The organism is Clostridium aquiflavi, assembly GCF_031344075.1.
Lineage (GTDB): Bacteria > Bacillota > Clostridia > Clostridiales > Clostridiaceae > Clostridium > Clostridium aquiflavi.
On the sequence record NZ_JAVJAN010000021.1, the window covers coordinates 46,660 to 67,588 of the forward strand.

The 20,929-nt window shown below is 25.9% G+C and carries 18 protein-coding genes and 1 other annotated feature; of the genes, 14 read left to right on the top strand and 4 right to left on the bottom strand.

From position 1 onward, the window contains the following. Positions 1–108: 108 nt before the first annotated feature. The 6 genes from nagB to bioD all read left to right on the top strand — a co-directional run bounded on the left by nagB (position 109) and on the right by bioD (position 5,628). Positions 109–858, top strand: coding sequence for a glucosamine-6-phosphate deaminase (nagB, locus tag RGC78_RS09070; RefSeq protein WP_105176069.1), 750 nt, complete (start codon positions 109–111; stop codon positions 856–858). 46 nt (positions 859–904) lie between these two features. After that, positions 905–2,332 (top strand): N-acetylglucosamine-specific PTS transporter subunit IIBC, encoded by a 1,428-nt coding sequence (nagE, locus tag RGC78_RS09075; protein ID WP_105176070.1) that lies wholly within the window; start codon positions 905–907, stop codon positions 2,330–2,332. Positions 2,333–2,428: 96 nt separating this feature from the next. Beyond that, positions 2,429–3,103, top strand: a complete 675-nt coding sequence (locus RGC78_RS09080) for a copper homeostasis protein CutC (RefSeq protein WP_105176071.1) — start codon at positions 2,429–2,431, stop codon at positions 3,101–3,103. Positions 3,104–3,432: 329 nt separating this feature from the next. Next, a complete protein-coding gene (locus RGC78_RS09085) occupies positions 3,433–4,002 on the top strand; it encodes a biotin transporter BioY (RefSeq protein WP_252223361.1) in 570 nt (189 codons plus the stop codon). Then, positions 3,986–4,942, top strand: coding sequence for a biotin synthase BioB (gene bioB / locus RGC78_RS09090; RefSeq protein WP_434062233.1), 957 nt, complete (start codon positions 3,986–3,988; stop codon positions 4,940–4,942). The genes RGC78_RS09085 and bioB overlap by 17 nt, the downstream gene beginning before the upstream one ends. A 2-nt stretch (positions 4,943–4,944) precedes the next feature. Further along, positions 4,945–5,628: a dethiobiotin synthase gene (gene bioD / locus RGC78_RS09095; RefSeq protein ID WP_309556523.1), complete on the top strand. Its 684-nt coding sequence runs from the start codon at positions 4,945–4,947 to the stop codon at positions 5,626–5,628. Positions 5,629–5,792: 164 nt separating this feature from the next. On the opposite strand, the gene RGC78_RS09100 is transcribed toward bioD, so the two are convergent. Next, positions 5,793–6,620, bottom strand: coding sequence for a MerR family transcriptional regulator (locus RGC78_RS09100; RefSeq protein ID WP_309556524.1), 828 nt, complete (start codon positions 6,618–6,620; stop codon positions 5,793–5,795). A gap of 362 nt (positions 6,621–6,982) precedes the next feature. Between RGC78_RS09100 and RGC78_RS09105 the strand changes: the two genes are divergently transcribed. After that, on the top strand, positions 6,983–8,710 hold the full coding sequence (locus RGC78_RS09105) for an ABC transporter ATP-binding protein (RefSeq protein ID WP_309556525.1): 1,728 nt from the start codon (positions 6,983–6,985) through the stop codon (positions 8,708–8,710). After that, positions 8,710–10,491, top strand: a complete 1,782-nt coding sequence (locus tag RGC78_RS09110; protein ID WP_309556526.1) for an ABC transporter ATP-binding protein — start codon at positions 8,710–8,712, stop codon at positions 10,489–10,491. The genes RGC78_RS09105 and RGC78_RS09110 overlap by 1 nt, the downstream gene beginning before the upstream one ends. A 182-nt stretch (positions 10,492–10,673) precedes the next feature. On the opposite strand, the gene ilvN is transcribed toward RGC78_RS09110, so the two are convergent. Both ilvN and ilvB read right to left on the bottom strand, forming a co-directional pair. Next, a complete protein-coding gene (gene ilvN, locus RGC78_RS09115; RefSeq protein WP_309556527.1) occupies positions 10,674–10,967 on the bottom strand; it encodes an acetolactate synthase small subunit in 294 nt (97 codons plus the stop codon). Further along, positions 10,960–12,639 (bottom strand): biosynthetic-type acetolactate synthase large subunit, encoded by a 1,680-nt coding sequence (gene ilvB / locus RGC78_RS09120; protein ID WP_309556528.1) that lies wholly within the window; start codon positions 12,637–12,639, stop codon positions 10,960–10,962. The genes ilvN and ilvB overlap by 8 nt, the downstream gene beginning before the upstream one ends. 528 nt (positions 12,640–13,167) lie before the next feature. On the opposite strand from ilvB, the gene RGC78_RS09125 reads away from it, so the two are divergent. From RGC78_RS09125 to RGC78_RS09145, 5 genes are all read left to right on the top strand, one after another. Beyond that, on the top strand, positions 13,168–13,659 hold the full coding sequence (locus RGC78_RS09125; protein WP_105176080.1) for a CarD family transcriptional regulator: 492 nt from the start codon (positions 13,168–13,170) through the stop codon (positions 13,657–13,659). Positions 13,660–13,859: 200 nt separating this feature from the next. After that, positions 13,860–14,015, top strand: coding sequence for a zinc-ribbon domain-containing protein (locus RGC78_RS09130; RefSeq protein WP_003372054.1), 156 nt, complete (start codon positions 13,860–13,862; stop codon positions 14,013–14,015). Positions 14,016–14,290: 275 nt separating this feature from the next. Next, a complete protein-coding gene (locus tag RGC78_RS09135; RefSeq protein WP_309556529.1) occupies positions 14,291–15,991 on the top strand; it encodes an FUSC family protein in 1,701 nt (566 codons plus the stop codon). A 229-nt stretch (positions 15,992–16,220) separates the two neighbouring features. Beyond that, positions 16,221–16,492 (top strand) — a binding site (T-box leader). A gap of 110 nt (positions 16,493–16,602) precedes the next feature. Continuing rightward, positions 16,603–17,943 carry a branched-chain amino acid transport system II carrier protein gene (gene brnQ / locus RGC78_RS09140; RefSeq protein WP_309556530.1) on the top strand — a complete coding sequence of 447 codons (1,341 nt, stop codon included), beginning with the start codon at positions 16,603–16,605 and terminating at the stop codon, positions 17,941–17,943. A gap of 208 nt (positions 17,944–18,151) precedes the next feature. After that, positions 18,152–18,832: a Crp/Fnr family transcriptional regulator gene (locus tag RGC78_RS09145; RefSeq protein WP_012424114.1), complete on the top strand. Its 681-nt coding sequence runs from the start codon at positions 18,152–18,154 to the stop codon at positions 18,830–18,832. A 214-nt stretch (positions 18,833–19,046) separates the two neighbouring features. Here RGC78_RS09145 and RGC78_RS09150 read toward each other — a convergent pair whose 3' ends face one another. After that, positions 19,047–19,826, bottom strand: a complete 780-nt coding sequence (locus tag RGC78_RS09150; protein WP_012423906.1) for a DeoR/GlpR family DNA-binding transcription regulator — start codon at positions 19,824–19,826, stop codon at positions 19,047–19,049. A gap of 296 nt (positions 19,827–20,122) precedes the next feature. Here RGC78_RS09150 and deoC point away from each other — a divergent pair, with 296 nt between their 5' ends. After that, positions 20,123–20,788, top strand: a complete 666-nt coding sequence (gene deoC / locus RGC78_RS09155) for a deoxyribose-phosphate aldolase (RefSeq protein ID WP_012423789.1) — start codon at positions 20,123–20,125, stop codon at positions 20,786–20,788. Positions 20,789–20,929: the final 141 nt, after the last annotated feature.

A 20,929-nucleotide genomic window follows, 5' to 3' on the forward strand; every position in this document is an offset into this window, starting at 1 on the left:
ATAATATTATGTAAAAATTTTAAGAATCACAATAATATAAATATTAAAAAGTGAATTCTGAAAAATAGAAAATAGTTATAAAAATTAAATTAGAGGTGGGTTAAAATTATGAAAATATTAGTTTGTGAAAATTATGATAAGTTAAGTGAAAAAGCAGCTCAAATAATAATGAGCCAAATAACTTTAAAGTCTAATTCAATATTAGGTCTTGCAACAGGAAGTACACCAATAGGTATGTATAAGAAATTAGTTGAAATGTATGAAAATAAAATGATAGATTTCTCAGATGTAAAAACATTTAATTTAGATGAATATCAAAATTTACCTATAAGTAATAACCAAAGTTATCATTATTTTATGGATGATAATTTATTCAACTATATAAATGTAAAAAGGGAAAATATCCATATACCTAATGGAATGGCCAATGATATTGAAAATGAATGTGTAAAATATGATAATTTGATAAAAGAAGCTGGCGGAATAGATATACAAGTATTGGGTATAGGAAATAATGCTCATATAGGATTCAATGAACCAACAGTAAATTTTGAAAAGAAAACTTATGTAGTTGAATTAGAGGAGTCTACTAAAATTGCAAATGCAAGATTTTTTAACAGTTTAGACGAAGTACCTAGCAAAGCCATTACAATGGGAATAGGTTCAATATTTGAAAGCAAAAAAATTATGCTTTTAGCAACTGGAAAAAATAAAGCAAAGGCTATCTATGATACTATTTATGGAAAAGTGACACCAGAAGTTCCAGCTTCAATACTTCAATTTCATGATGATTTAATAGTTATTTTAGATAAAGAAGCTGCTAGTTTACTAAACCCTAAAGACTATAAAGTAGTATAAAAATTAATTTTTTATAGATTAACAATTTAAGGGGGAGGAATAATTTATGATTAAATTTTTACAACGGATAGGGAAATCACTAATGCTTCCAATAGCATGTTTGCCAATTGGTGGACTAATGCTTAGAATTGGTCAGCCAGATGTTATTGAAGCATTAGGATTTATACCATTTCTAGCGCAAATATTACCTTTTTTTAAAGCTGCAGGAAGTGCATTATTCGATAATTTACCGTTATTATTTGCAGTGGGTGTTGCTGTAGGGTTATCTGATGACCAAAATGGTTCAGCTGGATTGGCTGGTGTTATTACTTATTTAACGTTAACAAATGTAACTAAACAATATTGGATTATGAATTATGAAGCAGAATTTGCTAAAACACTTAATATATCATTTTTAGGGGGGATACTTGCAGGAGTTATAGGTGGGTTATCTTATAATAGATTTAGAACTGTAAAGTTACCAGAATTTTTGGCATTCTTTGGTGGGAGAAGACTTGTTCCAATCATGTCAGGATTAATTGCATTTGTAGTAGCAATACCGCTTGGAATGATTTGGCCATCAATTCAAAATGCATTAGGCACTGCGTCAGCTGGTGTAGCAGCATTAGGTGCAGTTGGTGTAGCACTATTTGGATTCTTTAATCGTTTGTTAATACCTATGGGACTTCATCATGTTTTAAATTCGTTTTTCTGGTTCCAATTAGGAGAATTTAATGGTAAAGCAGGGGACTTAAATAGATTCTTCCAAGGAGATCCTACTGCAGGACATTTTATGGCAGGATTTTTCCCGGTAATGATGTTTGGTATGCCAGCAGTAGGACTTGCAATTTATTTTGCAGCTAAAAAAGAAAAAAGAAAAGCAGTATCAGGAATGTTGATATCATTAGCTCTTACAGCGTTCTTAACAGGTGTTACTGAACCATTAGAATTCTTATTTATATTCTTATCACCAGTTTTATTAGTAGCGCATGCTTTATTAACCGCTTTATCTTGTTTCGTAGTAGATTCTATGGGAATACTACATGGGTTTACATTCTCAGCAGGATTCATTGATTACGGATTAAACTTTAATTTAGCAACTAAGCCATCATTAATAATACCAATAGGACTTGGAATAGGGCTTCTTTATTTCTTAATATTTTTTGTATTAATAAAGAAATTAAATTTACCAACACCAGGTAGAGAAGAAGATGATGATGAATTTACAGAAAACATAACTTTAAATATGTCTGATGAAAACGTTTATGGAAAGTATATAGAATATTTAGGTGGAAAAGAAAATATATTAAAAGTTGATAATTGTGCAACTCGTTTAAGATTAGAAGTAGGAGATTCAAGTTTAATTGATGAGAAAAAGTTAAAATCTATTGGTGCGAGAGGTGTAGTTAGATTAGATAAAAATAGTGCTCAAGTTATAATAGGAACTAATGTAGAATTTGTTGCCGATGGAATTAAAACCTTAATGAGAGTCTAATTAAAAATATAATTTAGATTTTAAAACATAATTAAAAATATATAATAAGGAGTCGTAAAATACGCGACTTCTTTAAATTACTTGAGGTGATATATAATGTTAGAAATAATAGGAATGACATTAGAAGATGCAAAAATTATAGAATATTGTGGAGCTGATAGAATAGAGCTTGTAAGTGCTTTAACAGAAGGTGGACTTACGCCGAGTTTTGGGATGATAGAAAGTGTAATAAAAAATGTGAAAATACCTGTAAATGTAATGATACGAAATCATGCAAAAGGATTCCTCTATAGTGATGATGAAATAGATATAATGATAAGAGATATTGATATAGTAAGAAATTTAGGTGCTAATGGTGTTGTTCTTGGAATGTTAGATGAAAATAAAAATATATCAGAATTACAGCTTAAAAGGATAATTGAAAGTTGTAAGGAGATAGATGTAACATTTCATAAAGCTATAGATGAAACTAATACAATAGAGAGTGTAAAAACACTTAGTAAATATAAAGAGATAAAAAATATATTAACTTCTGGTGGAACTGGAGATATTGTAAAAAATATATCTGTAATAAAAGAGATGATAAGAAATTCAAGACATATTAATATACTTTTAGGTGGTGGATTGAATTTTAATAATATAGAAATGCTTAAGGAAAATACGGAGTTTACAGATTTTCATTTTGGGACTGCTGTGAGAATTGATAATGAACCATTTGGAGAAATTAGTGAAGAAAAATTAAAATATTTAGTAAAACTATTAAAAAAATAATTTTAAATTATATATAATTTAAAAGAACTAGAACAACCAATTAAGGAAATGTTCTAGTTCTTTTTATATATTAAGGTTTTTAAATGGGCTTATTAAATAGTAGTTTAAGCTACATAGGTTCTAGGTGTTAAATCTTTATCCATAATAATTCTCTTTATCTTAAAGTACTTATTTAATATCTCGTTATTATTTTATGCTACTTGATGGGTATTTATAAAATATTTTAATAATATATTCATTGTCGACTTTAATAAAAAATAAAGTTGACAATCTAAAATTGTACAACTATAATTATTCACATATTTATAAAAAATAGGAGAGTTATAGTTATGAGAAAATCAAAAATTAGGGATATGAGTTATTGTGCATTATTTACTACATTAATTATAATAGGAGCATTTATTCAAATTCCTGTACCCTTTATGGACTATTTTACATTACAATTTCTTTTTGTTATTTTATCTGGAATGATTTTAGGACCAAAGTCAGGAGCAACTTCTGTGGGTACCTATGTAATGTTAGGATTATTGGGAGTACCAGTATTTGCAGCAGGAGGTGGGATTCAATATATTTTTAGACCAAGTTTTGGATATTTAATAGGATTTATTGTAGCATCATTTCTAGTTGGATACGTAGTTGATAAGATAAAAGCAAAGAATTTTAAGCAATATTTAATTTCAGCTTTATCAGGTTTCTTTGCAACATATTTTATTGGAATACTATATAAATTTATAATTTTAAATTTATATTTAAAAACTCCAACATCAATAAGCATTATTATATTATCGTGCCTTCCATTAGATATGCCAGGTGACATTGTATTATGTATAGTAGGAGCGATATTAGCAAGTAAGATAAATCCAATTTTAAGGAGTAAGTATATTGAATATAGTAGATAAATTTAAAGAAAAAATTTTAAGTGGAGAATTAATTTCTAAAAAAGAAGTTATGATACTTTCAAAAGAAAACATAGATGAATTAGCAAGTGCAGCAAACGATATAAGAATGAGTTTATGTGGAAAAGAATTCAACTTATGCACAATTATAAATGGAAAAAGCGGAAGGTGTGGAGAAAATTGTAAATACTGTGCACAATCTGTGTATTTTAAAACTGATATTGAAGAATATAACCTTTTGGATAGTGAATCAATAATAACAAGTGCAATTTCTAATTATAATAGTGGAGTACATAGATTTTCTGTTGTAACTTCTGGAAAAAAGCTAACTAATAAAGAAGTACATACAGTTTGCAAAACTTATAGTGAATTAAAAGACAAATGTGATATTAAGCTTTGTGCCTCTCATGGATTATTAAATTATGAAGAATTAATAAAACTAAAAGAATCAGGAGTAATTCGATACCACAATAATTTAGAAACATCTAGAAACTTTTTTTCTAACATTTGTACTACACATACCTTTGATGAAAAAATACATACTATTAAAAATGCATTAAAGGCAGGACTTCAAGTTTGTAGTGGTGGAATCATAGGACTTGGAGAAACTATGGAAGATAGAATAGATATGGCATTTACTTTAAGAGAACTTAATGTAGATAGCATACCAATTAATATTTTAAACCCCATAAAGGGAACAGCATTAGAAAATCAAGAAAAATTATCTTATGATGAGATAACAAAAACATTTGCGTTATTTAGATTTATTCTTCCCAAAAAGCAAATTCGTCTTGCAGGAGGAAGAGCGTTGCTTAATGATAAAGGTGAAAGACTTATGAAGTCTGGAGTAAATGCAGCTATTTCAGGAGATATGTTAACAACAAGTGGGATAAAAACTTTTGATGACATAAAAATGATAAAAGAGTTAGGATTTGAGGTGTAAATATGGCAAAGGGAGTTTTTATAACAGCAACTAATACAGATGTAGGAAAGACGTATATAACTGCTTTAATTGTAAAAAAATTAAGAGAAGCAAATATTAATTGTGGTTATTATAAAGCAGCGCTTAGTGGTGCAGAAATTATAAATAATGATATTGTAGCTGGGGATGCAAAGTATGTTTATAATGTAGCAAATATTAAAGGAAATCCAAATGAATGTGTAAGTTACATTTTTAAACAAGCTGTATCACCTCATTTAGCAGCTAAACTTAATAACGTGCATATTAGTATGGATAAAATAGTTGCTGATTTTAATTATAGATGTAATGAGCATGATTATATTACAGTAGAAGGTAGTGGGGGGATCATATGTCCAATTTATTATGATAAAGAAAAAATAATGTTAACGGATATTATAAAAAAATTAAAAATTCCAATTATACTAGTATCACCATCAGGATTAGGCAGTATAAATGGGACTATTTTGACTTTGGAATATATAAAAAAACATAATCTTGTTGTAAATTCAATTATATTAAACAATTATGATAAGAGTAATATTATTCATATAGATAATAAAAGAATTTTAGAAGAAATGACTAATTTACCTGTGTATACATGTGAAAAATATTCAGAAGATATAGATATTCCATTGAAAGAATTAAAAAAGTTTTATGATTTTATATAAAAGCAAATATTAAATAAAAAAATAAATTTAACACAATAATATTAATTTATAATTGTTTTAAATTTTAATTGATATATGAAATAATCAAAATATATACAATAAGAAGATGAAATTATTTCAAGCTTTGATGCTGTATATATTAATTCAATTAAGCATTTAGAAATCTATTTAGTATTAACCTCAACTGAAATTTCTGTTAAGTAATTTTCAAATCCGATAACAGAAGCTTCATCTAAAATGCATTCTTCATAAGCATAATCACCAATATTAAGGTTAAACGAATCTAAAAATGATATTATTTTTTTATATGTAGAATTAATAGTTTCATAATTTCCTTTATGATAAGCTATAGCATAAATACCGTTAGGTTTAATAAAAATAGAACTACAATTTAATTTTGGATCTATTTTTGTGTAAAGATAAGAATAATTTTCTTTTACACCCTGAAGAATATTTTTTTTATTTATCATTGCACCAAGGGAGTAACTTGTATTTAGTTTATTTGAAGTGCAGTATTTCATATGTTCTGATACTGATCTTAGGTATTCGTTATAACTAACATTTTCTATAGATTTACTAAGAATCAAATGTTCTTCTTCTTTAAATTCTAAAGATATCTTCAATGGATCAATTTTATATGATTTTTCTGTCACATCTATTTTAGTTTGCATAAGTTCTTTTATTCTATTTAAGTTTTCAATTTCATTATCTATTTCTAACATTTTATTTTTAAATAAATTAATTAATGAATCAGGAGTTCTATTATCAAGATAAGATCTTATATCTTTTAATGGCATATTAATTCCTTTTAGAATCATAATAACATTAAAGATTTCAAATTGATGGTGTGAATAATATCTGTATCCATTTTTATCTTTTATCTCAGGCGAAAAAATTCCTATTGCATCATAGTGAAAAAGTGTTTGTTTTTTTACATTACATAGTTTAGCAAATTCTCCAGTATTAAAATATTTTTTTAATTTTTCGCTCATTTTTTAATCCTCCTATTGACTGTATGGTTACTATATACCTTATGATTATATAATAATATTTCTATAAAGATTTTTCAATAATGTAAATTTTATGTGGTAAAATTAAGAAATGTCCAAAATAATACAGTAGTTGTAAAATTAATATTAATAACTCTAAGTAAAAATATCATATATTAAAATTAATCATATTTTAATATAGTGCTCATATTTTAGCATAAATAAAGCTAACTAATAATATAAATTTTTTATTAAATATAGAAAAATTAGTACAAACTAATTAGGAATAATTTAATATGGAATAATAGTTTTAATATTTTTTAAACAATATAATCAATAAAAAATAGATAGGAGAAAATTACAGAATGAAATTAATTTTAAGATACTTAAAAAATTATAAATTTCTAATAGCTTTAAATGTGATATCTGTGTTTGGATTTGCTTTAGTTGAATTAGGAATTCCAACTATTATGGCTAAAATTATTGATAATGGAATAGCTAATAGTGATGTACAGTACATAAAAAATATGGGCTTGGTTATTGTTTTAATTTCTATTTTAGGAGTAATAGGAACAATAATGGTTGGATATTGCTCAGCAAAAATCTCCACAAGTATAACTAGAGATATAAGAAATGATATATTTAAAAAATCTCAAGAATTTTCACATAGTGAATACAATAAATTTGGAGTTTCTTCAATGATTACAAGAACTACAAATGATGCTTATCAAGTTATGCAATTTACAAATACGTTGCTTAGAATGGCATTACTTACTCCAGTTATGTTTGTAGTAAGTTTAATTATGATAGTAAGAACTAATGTGAAATTATCAACCGTATTATTAATTGCAGTACCATTTATAATAGTAGGAGTTATTATAATTGCAAAATTATCTCATCCTATATCAGAAAAACAACAAAATAGATTAGATAAGCTAAATAGAATATCTAGAGAGAATTTAACTGGCATAAGAGTTATTAGAGCTTTTGGAAATGATGATCATGAAAAACAAAGGTTTTATGAAACTAATAATGAATATGCTAATATATCTAAAAATTTATTTAAATTAATGGCAGTATCACAACCCGCATTTTTCTTATTGCTAGACGTAGCTATAATAGCTATTTTTTGGTTATCAAGTAATATGATAAATGTAGGTACTCTTCAAGTTGGACAGCTAGTAGCATTTATAGAATACTTGTTTCATGCTATGTTTTCAATGATGTTATTTTCAATGATATTTATTATGTATCCAAAGGCACAGGTATCTGCAAATAGAATTGAAGAAATATTAAAAGAAGAGCCTATAATAGAAAATCCTAAAAATGGTATTAAAAGTACGGAAATTAGAGGCTTAGTAGAATTTAATAATGTAACATTTACTTATCCAGGTGGAGAAGAAGCTGTACTAAAAGATATATCTTTTATTGCTAAAAAGGGTGAAACAGTAGCATTTATAGGAAGTACAGGTAGTGGAAAATCTACTTTAATTAATTTAATTCCAAGATTTTATGATGTTACTGAAGGTAATATAAAGATAGATAATGTTGATGTTAGAGAGTATGATTTAAATTCTCTTCGTAAAAAGATAGGTTTTATACCACAAAAAACTTTATTATTTACAGGTAGTATATCTAATAATATTAAGTTTGGTAAAAAAAATGCAAGCACTGGAGAAGTAGAATATTCAGCTAAAGTATCACAAGCTTATGATTTTATTTCACATAAACCTAAGATGTTTGATGAAATGATAACTGAAGGTGGAGCCAATGTATCAGGGGGGCAAAAACAAAGATTGTCTATAGCAAGAGCTATAGTTAGAAAACCGGAAATATATATATTTGATGATAGTTTTTCAGCACTTGATTTTAAAACAGATTCATTACTTAGAGCGAAATTAAAAGAAGAAACAAAAGAATCAGTGGTTCTAATAGTAGCACAAAGAGTAAGTTCAATAATGGATGCAGACAAAATTATAGTTTTAAATGAAGGGAAGGTTGTTGGAATAGGTAAACATAAAGAACTATTAAATAGTTGTAATATATATAATGAAATTGCCTCATCTCAGCTTACAAAGGAGGAATTAGCATAATGAAAAAATTAAAATATACAGTAAATAAGATATCTCCTTTTGTAAAACAATACAAAAAAGGATTTATAGGAGCAATTGTATTAATAATAATAGCAGCGGTATTTACGGCTATTTCACCTGTTGTAGAAGGGCTTATAATAACACAACTTACAAGGGATTCAATTAATATAGTTAAAGGAATTGATGGAGCAGCAGTAAATTTTAATTACATTATAAAGGTTCTTATATTATTAGGAACAGTCTATGTATTTAGTGCTGTTTCAACTTATGGAGCTAGCTTTTTATTAACAAATTCTATACAAAATGCAATGAGAGATTTGAGAAATGCAGTTCAAAATAAAATAAGAAAATTACCAATAAGTTATTTTGATAAAAATAGTCAAGGGGATGTATTAAGTAGAATTACTAATGATATAGATACAATATCTAATGCGCTTCAACAAAGTTTTAGCCAAGTAATTAATGCTGTATTATCATTAACATTAGCAGTAATAATGATGTTTACAATTAATGTTAAATTGGCATTGATTGCAATATTAATTATTCCTACAAGTTATTTGATATCAAAAATAGTAGTATCAAAATCTCAAAAGTTATTTTATCATCAACAAAATGCGTTGGGTAAATTAAATGGTAATGTTCAAGAAATGTATACTGGATTTAATGAAATAAAGTTATATGGAAAACAAGAAGATGTTATTAAAGAATTTTCAGATATAAATGAAGAGCTGTATAAAACAGGATTTAAGGCACAATTTATATCAAGTACTATGTCTCCATTTATTTCATTAATAACTTATCTTGGAATTGCTGTTATAGGCGTTTTAGGAGCATTTTATTCTGTAACTGGTACGTTAACAGTAGGTAATTTACAAGCATTTATACGTTATATATGGCAAATAAATCAACCCCTTTCACAAGTAACACAATTATCTTCTGCAATTCAATCAGCATTTGCAGCTATAGATCGTGTGTTTGAAATATTAGATGAAGAAGAACAAATTTCTGATAAAGAAGATTTTAAAAAGTTAAGTGATCCTAAAGGAAATGTTTCTTTTGAACATGTTAAATTTGGATATTCTGAAGATAAACCTTTAATAACTGATTTAAATGCAGAAATTAAGAGTGGCCAAATGGTTGCAATAGTAGGTCCAACAGGGGCAGGAAAAACCACATTAATTAATTTGTTAATGAGGTTTTATGAAATTCAAGGTGGATCTATAAAAATAGATGGTGTAGATAGTAGAGATATGAAACGTGAAGATTTAAGATCTATTTTTGGAATGGTTCTTCAGGATACTTGGTTATTTAATGGAAGTATTTATGAAAACATAGAATATGGTAGATTTGGCGCTACTAAAGAAGAGATTAAAGATGCTGCTAAGATAGCAAATGTACATCATTTTATTAAAACTTTACCAGATGGTTATGATATGTTTATTAATGAAGAAGGATCTAATATATCTCAGGGCGAAAAACAACTATTAACTATAGCTAGAGCGATAATATCTGATCCAGCAATCTTAATATTAGATGAAGCAACTAGTTCAGTAGATACAAGAATTGAGTTAATGCTTCAAAAAGCAATGAAAAATGTAATGAAGGGTAGAACAAGTTTTGTTATTGCACACAGACTTTCAACAATTCGTAATGCAGATTTAATTTTAGTAATAAATGATGGAAACATTGTTGAACAAGGAAACCATGAAGAATTAATGAAAAAAGGTGGATTTTATGAGAAATTATATAATAGCCAATTTTCTAATAAAGATGTAATTTAATATATAACAGATAAAGAATATAATATAATAATTATTTAAATAAAAAAAGAGTTTAAAGGGAAAGTGGAAGTTGTAATTAATAAATTAATTTTTTATTTTAAAATATAACTTTAATTAGAATATTCCCACTTTCCTACAAAGTATCAAGTAGTTGTACTGTTTCTATATACAGCTATTTGATACTATTTTATTTTTAATACTTTATCTAGATTTTGAAAAATTGAATAATCATAATCTTGATGAAGTGAGACTTGAAGAACATCATAAAGTTTCTCTAATTGTTTTATAATTTGCTCTAATGTGAAATCATTCTTTACAAGTAAGAACATTTTGCTTGTACTACCGTCACCAATTTGAGTACAAAATATCCCTTCCAAATTAAAAGCTCTTCTAGTAAACAATCCTGTTATATGACTCATTACTCCAGGATGATTTCTTACAAGCAATTCAACGAGATAAAAATCAGTATTAATCATATAAATTCGCACCACCAATCATTTTTATATTTGCACCACCAGGATAAACCATAGGTAGTACATTTTCAGTTTCATTAATTAGTATATTTATTAAATAAGGACCAGGTTTTGATAATATATCTTTTAATTTATCTAATGAATCATTTTCTTGTGAGAAAGTGCAACTATTTATTCCGAAGCCATTAGCAATTAATTTAAAATCTGGATTTGATATAAATTTTGATGCAATGAAGTGTTTGTTATAAAACAATTCTTGTTGTTGGCGAACCAATCCTAAATGATGATTATTTAATATTATTATTTTTATATTTAAATCTAGATCCTTAAGTGTTGAAAGTTCTTGGATATTCATTAAAATTGAACCATCTCCAGAAAAACAAATAATTTGTTTTTCTTTATTTGCTAAAGCAGCACCAATTGCTGCAGGAAGTCCAAATCCCATTGTCCCTAAGCCACCAGAAGTCAAAAAGGTTCTAGGATACTTGAAAGGATATCTTTGAGCTGTCCACATTTGATGTTCACCTACATCAGTAACAATTATCGCATCATCAGAAACATTATTACCAACGAAAGAAATTATGTTAGTTGGATGTAGAGGATTATCAAATTTAGGAAGTGGATAATCTTTTTTAAAGCATTTAACTCGTTCTATCCAGGCTGCTCTTTCTTTGTTATTAATAAGAGGTAAAATATCCCCTAAGAAATGCTTAATATTTTCATTCATAGATAGGCTGCTAATTTTAACTTTGTTAATTTCAGCAGGATCAATATCTATATGGATTATTGTAGCTTTAGGACAAAATGTACTTATATTTCCAGTAGCTCTATCATCAAATCTAACACCAAATGCTAATATTAAATCTGCTTCGTTAAGTAGATAATTGGTATAAGGAGCTCCATGCATTCCAAGCATTCCTAAATTTAAAACATCATTAGATGAAAATGCGCCTAATCCCATTAAGCTTAAAGCAACTGGAATATTGCTTTTTTCAGCTAATGCATATAGATTATTAGAGGCATTAGCACTAATGATACCTCCCCCAGCATAAATAATAGGCTTTTTTGCTGTATTAATTAATTCAGCAATACATTCAAGTTTATAATTTTTAGGAGATTTTTTTTTATGATTATCTTTTTTTGTTTGTTTAAAAATATTTTCATCTACTTCTATTATTTCTGTTTGAATATTTTTTGGAATATCTATTAGCACAGGGCCAGGACGGCCTTCCATTGATATTTTAAAAGCTTCTGGGATAATAGTAAAAAGATCTTTGGAATTCCTAACTAAAAAATTATGCTTAGTAATAGGGATAGTTAGTCCATATGCATCAACTTCTTGAAAAGCATCTGTACCAATAGCAGAAAGAGGCACTTGTCCAGTTATTGCAATTAGAGGAATAGAATCTAATTTAGCATCAGCAATAGCAGTAAGTAAATTTGTAGCCCCAGGACCGGATGTTGCAAAGCATACTCCAGGTTTACCTGTACTTCTTGAAATACCTTGAGCTATAAAAGCAGCACCTTGTTCATGCCTAGCTAAGATATGAGTTATATTACTTTTATATAAAGCATCATATATTGGAAGGTTAAACCCACCAGGAATTCCAGCAATATATTTTACACCTTGATTTTCCAATAATTTAATAACTATTTCCGCACAATTGTATTTCATATAAATCACTCCTCTTTCAAAAATTAGCCTATAGATATATAAAAAAATCTTCATCCAAATAAAATAGGATGAAGAGAAGCTTACCTAGATACTATTTTAAATTTGCATTACTTATATAATATATTCTATATAGTATTGTCATTATAACAGTAGATACTATGTTAAAACTTAAAGTTGATTATATAGGCATTATCAAAATTATAATTTATTTTAATTTATGCAATATGTACTTGTTTGTGAAGTTGAATTGTTAATTTTATAATGTTTTATACAATTATATGATTAAGTGTTATATTTTATCAAGTAAATTTTAAAAATTATCAATAAAATTATTGAAAAAATTATAAAAAGTAGAAGTATATATTAAAAAATAAGCTAATAATTGATATGCATACGTTTAAATGATTAAAAAATAAATTAATGGAAATTTTATGTTGATACTGAATAGGTTTTGTGATAAAATAATAATTTTATAAAAGTAACTAAATGTGGTATACTATAATAGTAAAACCAAAGGAGGTTATTTTTTTGTTTAATATAGGAGATAAAATTGTATACCCTAGCCAAGGGGTAGGTATAATAGAATTAATAGGTGAAATGTTATTTAAAGGGGAAGTTCAAAATTATTATAAAATACATATTTTTAATAATAATATGACATTAACATTACCAGTTAATAGAGTAGAAGATTTAAACATAAGATTAGTAAGTGATTCAGAAACTTTAGATAGTGTTCTAGAAAATGTAAAAGATTTTACAACTAACATAGAGGAATTAAATAAATCTGATTTTAAACAAAGAGCAGCTATTAATAATCAAAAAATAAAATCAGGAACGTTAACTGATTATTTAGAAGTTATTTATAATCTTACTAAAGTAAAAGAACAACACTCTTTAAATTCAAGTGAAAAGGATACTTTACGTAAAACTGTTAAAACATTAGTTGAAGAGATAAGTCAATCTAAAAACTTATCAAATGATGATGCTAGCAGTCTGTTAAATTTAGCAATTAATTTTTAATAATAAGATTTATAAGATAAAAAAGTCTTGCTATTTATCAAAAAAGTGTTATTATAAGAATATCGGTAAAAGATATAAGTAAATTATAGAAATATCGATAAAGATAAAAAGGTTTTTAATATAGATGTATAAATTTCTCCTTTTAGAGAATGATATTAATCAATATATTAATCTTTTAATTAACAAGGAGGAATTTTAAAATGGAAGATAAGACTTTAGTATGTAGAGATTGTGGTAAGGAATTTGTTTTCACAGTAGGAGAACAAGAATTCTACAAAGAAAAAGGATTCACTAACGAACCTACAAGATGTATCGATTGTAGAAGAGCTAGAAAACAACAAAACAACAGAAGATAGTTTTGTTTAATATAGAAGTGCTTTTAGTAAAGTAATTTACTAAAAGCACTTCTTTTTTTGTTTCTCTAAAATTATTAAAAATAACTTTAGAGAAACATATCTATTTTATCATGAATAATTTAAAGAATTATAAACAAATTATAAGTAATACTAAATTTATTTATATAGGAGATAAAACTTATGAGTATTTACAAGGAAAATAATAAGTATAAGTTATTTACAGAATTTATATTAAAGACTAATAAGAGAACTATAAATATACAGGATTACTATTTATGATTGATAAAATAATAAATAAATACCACATTAATGTTTATTCAATGTTAAAACATGGTACTGTAGCTGTAATAACAATGTTTGGTGTTGGATTTTTATTTGGAATAAAAAATATAATGCTAGCTTTTCCAATAGCATTAACATCAACAGTCTTAAGTAGACAGAACTTACAAGTTAAAACTACAAGTAAGATTTTAAAGTTAATTTTTGTTGATTTAGTTATTGTATTGTTAGCATTTGTTTCATCACAAAATAGTTATTTAGGAATTATAATAAATTTTATATCTATATTTTCAATAATGTATAATATAATATCCCCTTATGATATGGCGTTTTATAAACCATTTATTATGTTATATATATTTACTCAATATGCACGTGTATCTTTAGAAGAGTTACCTTTTAGAATATTAGCAGTTATTTTTGGTGTATTAGTTATAGAATGTAGCAATATAATAACAAAAGTTAATGAGAAATCTAAATTGGGAAATAGTATAACGTCATCTTTATTATTAATAAAAAACCAGCTTAATAATATTATTGATGGTAAATTTGAAGAAGATATAGTAAAAAAGTGTTCTAAGATTATGAGAGAATTAGTATATAAAGTTTATATTACAAGACATAAAAAATATCTGACAACGAATTTAGGAAGAATACAATTTAATATATACATAAATATGGAATATTTCAATCTTTATTTAAGAAATGTATATTCTGAATATAATAATAATGATATTAAAAAGAATGAAGTTGAAGATATAATAAATGTAATAGATAATATATTATATTATTCTAATTATAGTATAACTGTAGAAGAATTAGAAAATAAAATAAATTTATTTAAAGATATGTATAATAATAAATCCAGGACTTTAACTGAGATATGTAATATTATGAATTCTTTAAAAATTAGTATAAAAGAATTAAAGGAATTAGGAAATAAAGAAATAAATAAGATTTATAGTGAGTGGGAAAAAGAAAATATAGAAAACTTTAAAGAATCATTTCATAAAGGTATGAGATTTAATTTTGCAATGAGAATGGCAATAACTTTAACAATAGTTTTATTTATTGGTGAAATTTTAGGATACTATAAAGTAATATGGGCTATTATAACAATAATGTCTGTAATTCAACCATATTATGAATATACTTTAAATAAGACTAAAGAAAGAATAATTGGAAATGTTATGGGGATATTATTTACAGGAATATTTATAAATTTAATAAATATAAAATGGGTAACTATATCGATTCTAATCTTATCATTGTATTTATTATATGGATTTAAAGAATATTATAAAATATCATTATTTGCATCAATTGCATCTATATGCATAGCATCATTAACAGAGAATATAAATGTTCTTCTTATTTATAGAGTAATTTATGTAATAATAGGAGTAGCAATAGTTATTATAGTAAATAAAAAAATATTTCCATACAAATTAAAAGAAGGAATGGATGAACTTATAATTAAAATCGATAAATTAAATACTATGCTAATAAATTATAGTATAGCCATTTTAAATGGAACAGAAAATCCTAATAAGGTTAGAAATATAATAATACATTCTACTTTGCTATGTGAAAAATTAGAAATTAGAAATACAAATTTTAATGATAATAACATAAATAGAATTGCAAATCTTAATAATGAATTTGTTATTCAAGTGGGCTATAGAGTTCTTAGATAAGTTATTGCATTATATTTATAGATATAATATTAATAGTTGATTTAATATTTGTGAAAATTATGTAATAAGATATGTTAAATTTAATATATTAATAATTAAATAAAAAAATTGTTTAGAATTTTTAGAAAAATATTTTAAATAAACAAATAAAATAATAGAATGATAAAAAAACAGGCGAAATATTGACAATTAAAATAGAAGGGTATATTCTAAATATAGATTTAATAAAATAAATTCTAAGAAGAGAAAGAGTAAGTAATATTTTTGTTCTACAGAAAGTTAGTGTATGATGAAAGCTAATGTGCAATATATAACTGAAGATCATCTCAGAGAATTGAAACTGAAATTTTAATGAAAATTGAGTAAGTTTCAACGGAGTTTCACCGTTAAAAGAAAAGCGTATTATTTAGTACGTGTTCGAGTGCTATAAAATGATTTTAACAGTTTCATATATCATTTTATAGAATTAGGGTGGTATCGCGATTTAACCTCGTCCCTTTATTAGGGATGGGGTATTTTTATATGCAAAAAGGAGGAATTTATATGGATATTGAAGGTGACATTAAGCATTGAGTTAATAATAAAAAATCAGGATTTAGGGGGATTTTAAAATGAAAAATTTATCAAAGAAAAATTTAATACTTGTAAGTTTTATGCTTTTTTCAATGTTTTTTGGAGCAGGAAATCTAATATTTCCACCATTTTTGGGACAATCAGCAGGAACTCAAACGTGGATAGCTTTGCTAGGATTTTTTATAACTGCAGTTGGATTTCCTATATTAGGAGTAATTGCAGTTGCCAAATGTGGTGGACTTAAAAACTTGGCAAGCAGAGTTAATCCAAGCTTTGCAATCATATTTACAATATTAATATATTTATCAATAGGACCATGCCTTGGAATACCTAGAGCGGGAAGTTTACCTTTTGAAATGGCAGTGGCACCATTTTTACCAAAGGAATTTTCAATTACATTATCAAGATTAATTTATACCTTTGCATTTTTTTCAATTGCTTATTGGTTATGTTTATCACCAGGAAAATTAGTTGATCGTATAGGAAAGTTTTTAACACCAACTTTACTAGGGCTTATTTCAATTGTATTCATAGGAAGCTTATTTAAACCATTAGGAAGATATGGAGTAGCAAGTGGTGATTATTTATCATCACCTTTGGCAAAAGGATTTTTAGAAGGGTATATGACAATGGATACGATTGCCGCATTAAATTTTGGAATAGTAATTGCATTTGCAATAAAATCTAAGGGGATTGATGATGAAAAAGGAGTAATTTCAACATCAATAAAGGCAGGTATAATTTCAGGATTAATGTTAATAGTTATTTATTCAATGTTAGCACATTTAGGTGCAGCTTCAGGTGGAATGTTTGGAGCAACTGAAACTGGTGCAGAAACACTTACTATTGTAATGACATATTTATTTGGGAAACCAGGGGTTATTCTATTAGCTGTAATTTTCACAGTAGCATGTTTAACAACTTGTGTTGGTCTTATAACATCTTGTAGTGAATATTTTGCAACATTAAATTCAAAAGTTAATTATAAAACATGGGTTGGAATACTTACACTTTCAAGCATGATACTTGCTAATATGGGATTAAGTAAAATTCTTGCAGTATCAGTACCAGTGTTAAATGCAATTTATCCAATATCTATAATGCTTATATTACTAGGTATATTAAATGATTTTTTTGGAGGAAGTTCAATAGTTTATACTTTAACACTTTTGTTTACAGGAATAGTAAGTATTGTTGACGCAGTTAGTCAAGCTGGGATAGCAGTAGATATCTTAGTAAATATATTTTCTAAATTGCCACTTTATTCTCAAGGATTAGGCTGGATTTTACCAGCAATTTGTGGAATGGGATTAGGATTAGTATGTAAATTATTGAAAAGTAAATTCAGAAAAAGGGGTTTAGTAGTACAGGATATTTAAAGTAAATATCGTATATATGTTGTTAAAATATATTATGTTATTTACTATATATAGATTAGATATTGACACTTAAATAATTATTAGATACTAATTATAAATAAAAAATTTAATTATAATTATAATATTAATGATATAATATAAATTAAAATTTAGAAAAACATACATTTAGTATAATGTGTGTTTTTCTTTTTAGAAAGGTGTAATTTACATGAAAGATTTAATAAATAAGTTAACTAAAAATAATTTATTTCAAGGACTTAATGAAGAGGAAATAAATTATGTTATATCTGATAAAAATTATTTTATTAAGTCATATAAAAAAGGAGAAATTATTGCTTCAGAAGATGATGAGTGTAGTAGCTTGGGTATTATATTAGATGGTATGATAGAAATTCAAAAGATATATTTAAGTGGAAAATATATAGTTTTAAAAAGATTATCTAATAACCAAGTATTTGGAGAAGCACTTATTTTTTCAAAGAAAAACACTTACCCATCTACAATAGTTGCATTTGAAGATTGTAGTGTTTTATATATGAAACGAAGGACTATTATAAATTTATGTTTAGAAAATGAAAAATTACTAGAAAATTTTATGTCTATATTAAGTAACAAAATTTTAATGCTTAATTCCAAAATAAAAAATATATCATTTAAAAGTATTAAGCATAAAGTTATAAATTTTATACTTGAATTATCTAAAAAACAAAATAATAGATATATAACATTAAAGGAAAGTAAAAAAGAAATTGCTTCTAATCTAGGAATACCTAGACCGTCATTATCACGAGAACTTATGAATTTAAGAGATCTGGAGTATATAGAATTTGATAAAAATACAATTAAAATATTAGATTTAGAAAAATTAGAAGAAGAATTATTTAATTAAATATATTTAAGTTAGTGCATATTTTAGTAAGTATGAATACCTATACAACAGAGAAGATACATTTTAAAATTTATAATTATAAATATGTTTTTAAAAGTTTAATGAAGAATAGTTATTGTTACAACGTAAAGGAAATGAGTTATTCAAAGAATTATAATCTTTGAAATAACTCATTTCCTTTATGTATTTTAAAGAATTATAGATTTTTAAATAATTAAGCGATAATAACTTGTATTTCCATATCTTCAAGGCGTGTACGCCATTCATCAGGAATACCGTGATCTGTAATTACAATATCGAATTCTTGAAGGTCTGAAAAGTAAGATGATTTTACAGAATCAAATTTATCAGAGTCAACTAATAATATTTTTTCAACAGATGAACTTATAATAGCTCTTTTAGTTGCTACCTCGTAGTTGTTAGAACATGTAACACCCAAAGTTTCATGCACTCCAGCAGCAGATACAAAAACCTTATTAGCTCTCATATTTTCAATAAGAGAAATTCCTTCAGGACTTTCAAACATTTGAGTGTTTTCGTGAAAATATCCACCAGAAAATATTAATTCAATATTTTTTCTGTTTTTTAAGGAACTTAGTATGTTAATACTATAAAACAATGCTGTTAGTTTTATATCATCACTAATGCTTTGAGCTAATTTTTCTGTAGTTGTACCAGCATCTATTATGATAATATCATCATTTTGTATTAATTTGGCAGCAGCTTTACCTATTTTAATTTTTTCATTTTCTCTTTTTATAACTTCATCTGTAATATCATAATTATTATTTAATTTTTCGATACTATTTAAAGGATTATATATTGTAGCCCCATATACATTACTAACTATATTATTTGATTTCAAAAGATTTAAATCTCGTCTAATTGTCATCTCAGAAACCCCTAAGGTAGATGCTAAATCTTTAACTGAAGCACCATTTTTTTCTTTTAAAATTTCTATAATTCTATTAGCACGTTGTAGTTTTTTATTCATTATTAATCACCTTATTCTATTTTTTAGTGAACAATTTCATATTTTAATACTGCTTAAAATACAGTTTATATAATTTAAAGTTTATTGTTTATATTCTAACATTATTTAAAAAATAATACAAAAAAATAAATAAATTTCATTGAAATTACTTATACTTATTATAATAAGTAATTATTTAAAGTTAAAAATGTTCTAACTTTAACATTTAATGTTGACAATATAACATTTAAAGAATAAAATAGAGCCATAGAATAAAAGTTTATATTAAAAGAAACAAAGAAATGAGGATGTAATTTATGAATAATGCAGAAATTTTAAAACATGTTGACCATACTTTATTAAAGCCAGTAGCAACTTGGGATGATATAAAAAAAATATGTGATGAATCAATAGAATATAATACAGCATCAATATGTATTCCAGCTTGTTATATATCTCGTATACATGCAACATATGGGGACAAGGTTAATATATGTACAGTAGTAGGTTTCCCTTTAGGATATTCTTCAACAGAAGGTAAAATAGCAGAAACAAAGCAAGCTTTAGCTGATGGAGCAAATGAAATTGATATGGTAATTAACATTTCAGATGTTAAAAACAAAGCATACGATAAAGTTACAGAAGAAATAAGAGCTTTAAAAGAAGTTGTTGGAAATAAGATATTAAAAGTTATAATTGAAACTTGTTACCTAACAGAAGAAGAAAAAATAGCTATGTGTAAAGCTGTAACAGAAGCAGGTGCTGATTATATAAAGACATCTACTGGTTTTGGAACAGGTGGAGCAACTCTTGAAGATATAAAATTATTCAAAAAACACATAGGACCAAATGTTAAGATTAAAGCTGCTGGTGGAGTAAGTACAGTAGAAGATCTTAATATGTTTATAAATGAAGGCTGCGATAGACTTGGAACAAGTAGAGCAGTAGGTCTTTTAAAAGGTGAAGAAACACAAGGATATTAATTTTTGGCTATGTTTTAGCGGAGTGTTGATATATGCATAAGCAAAGTGGGCGGAATGTAAAAAAGGAAACTCGACTTCTGATAGTCGCTGAGTAAGTTCGAGGAGCGAAATATAAAATTCCGACTCTCACTTAACAACACT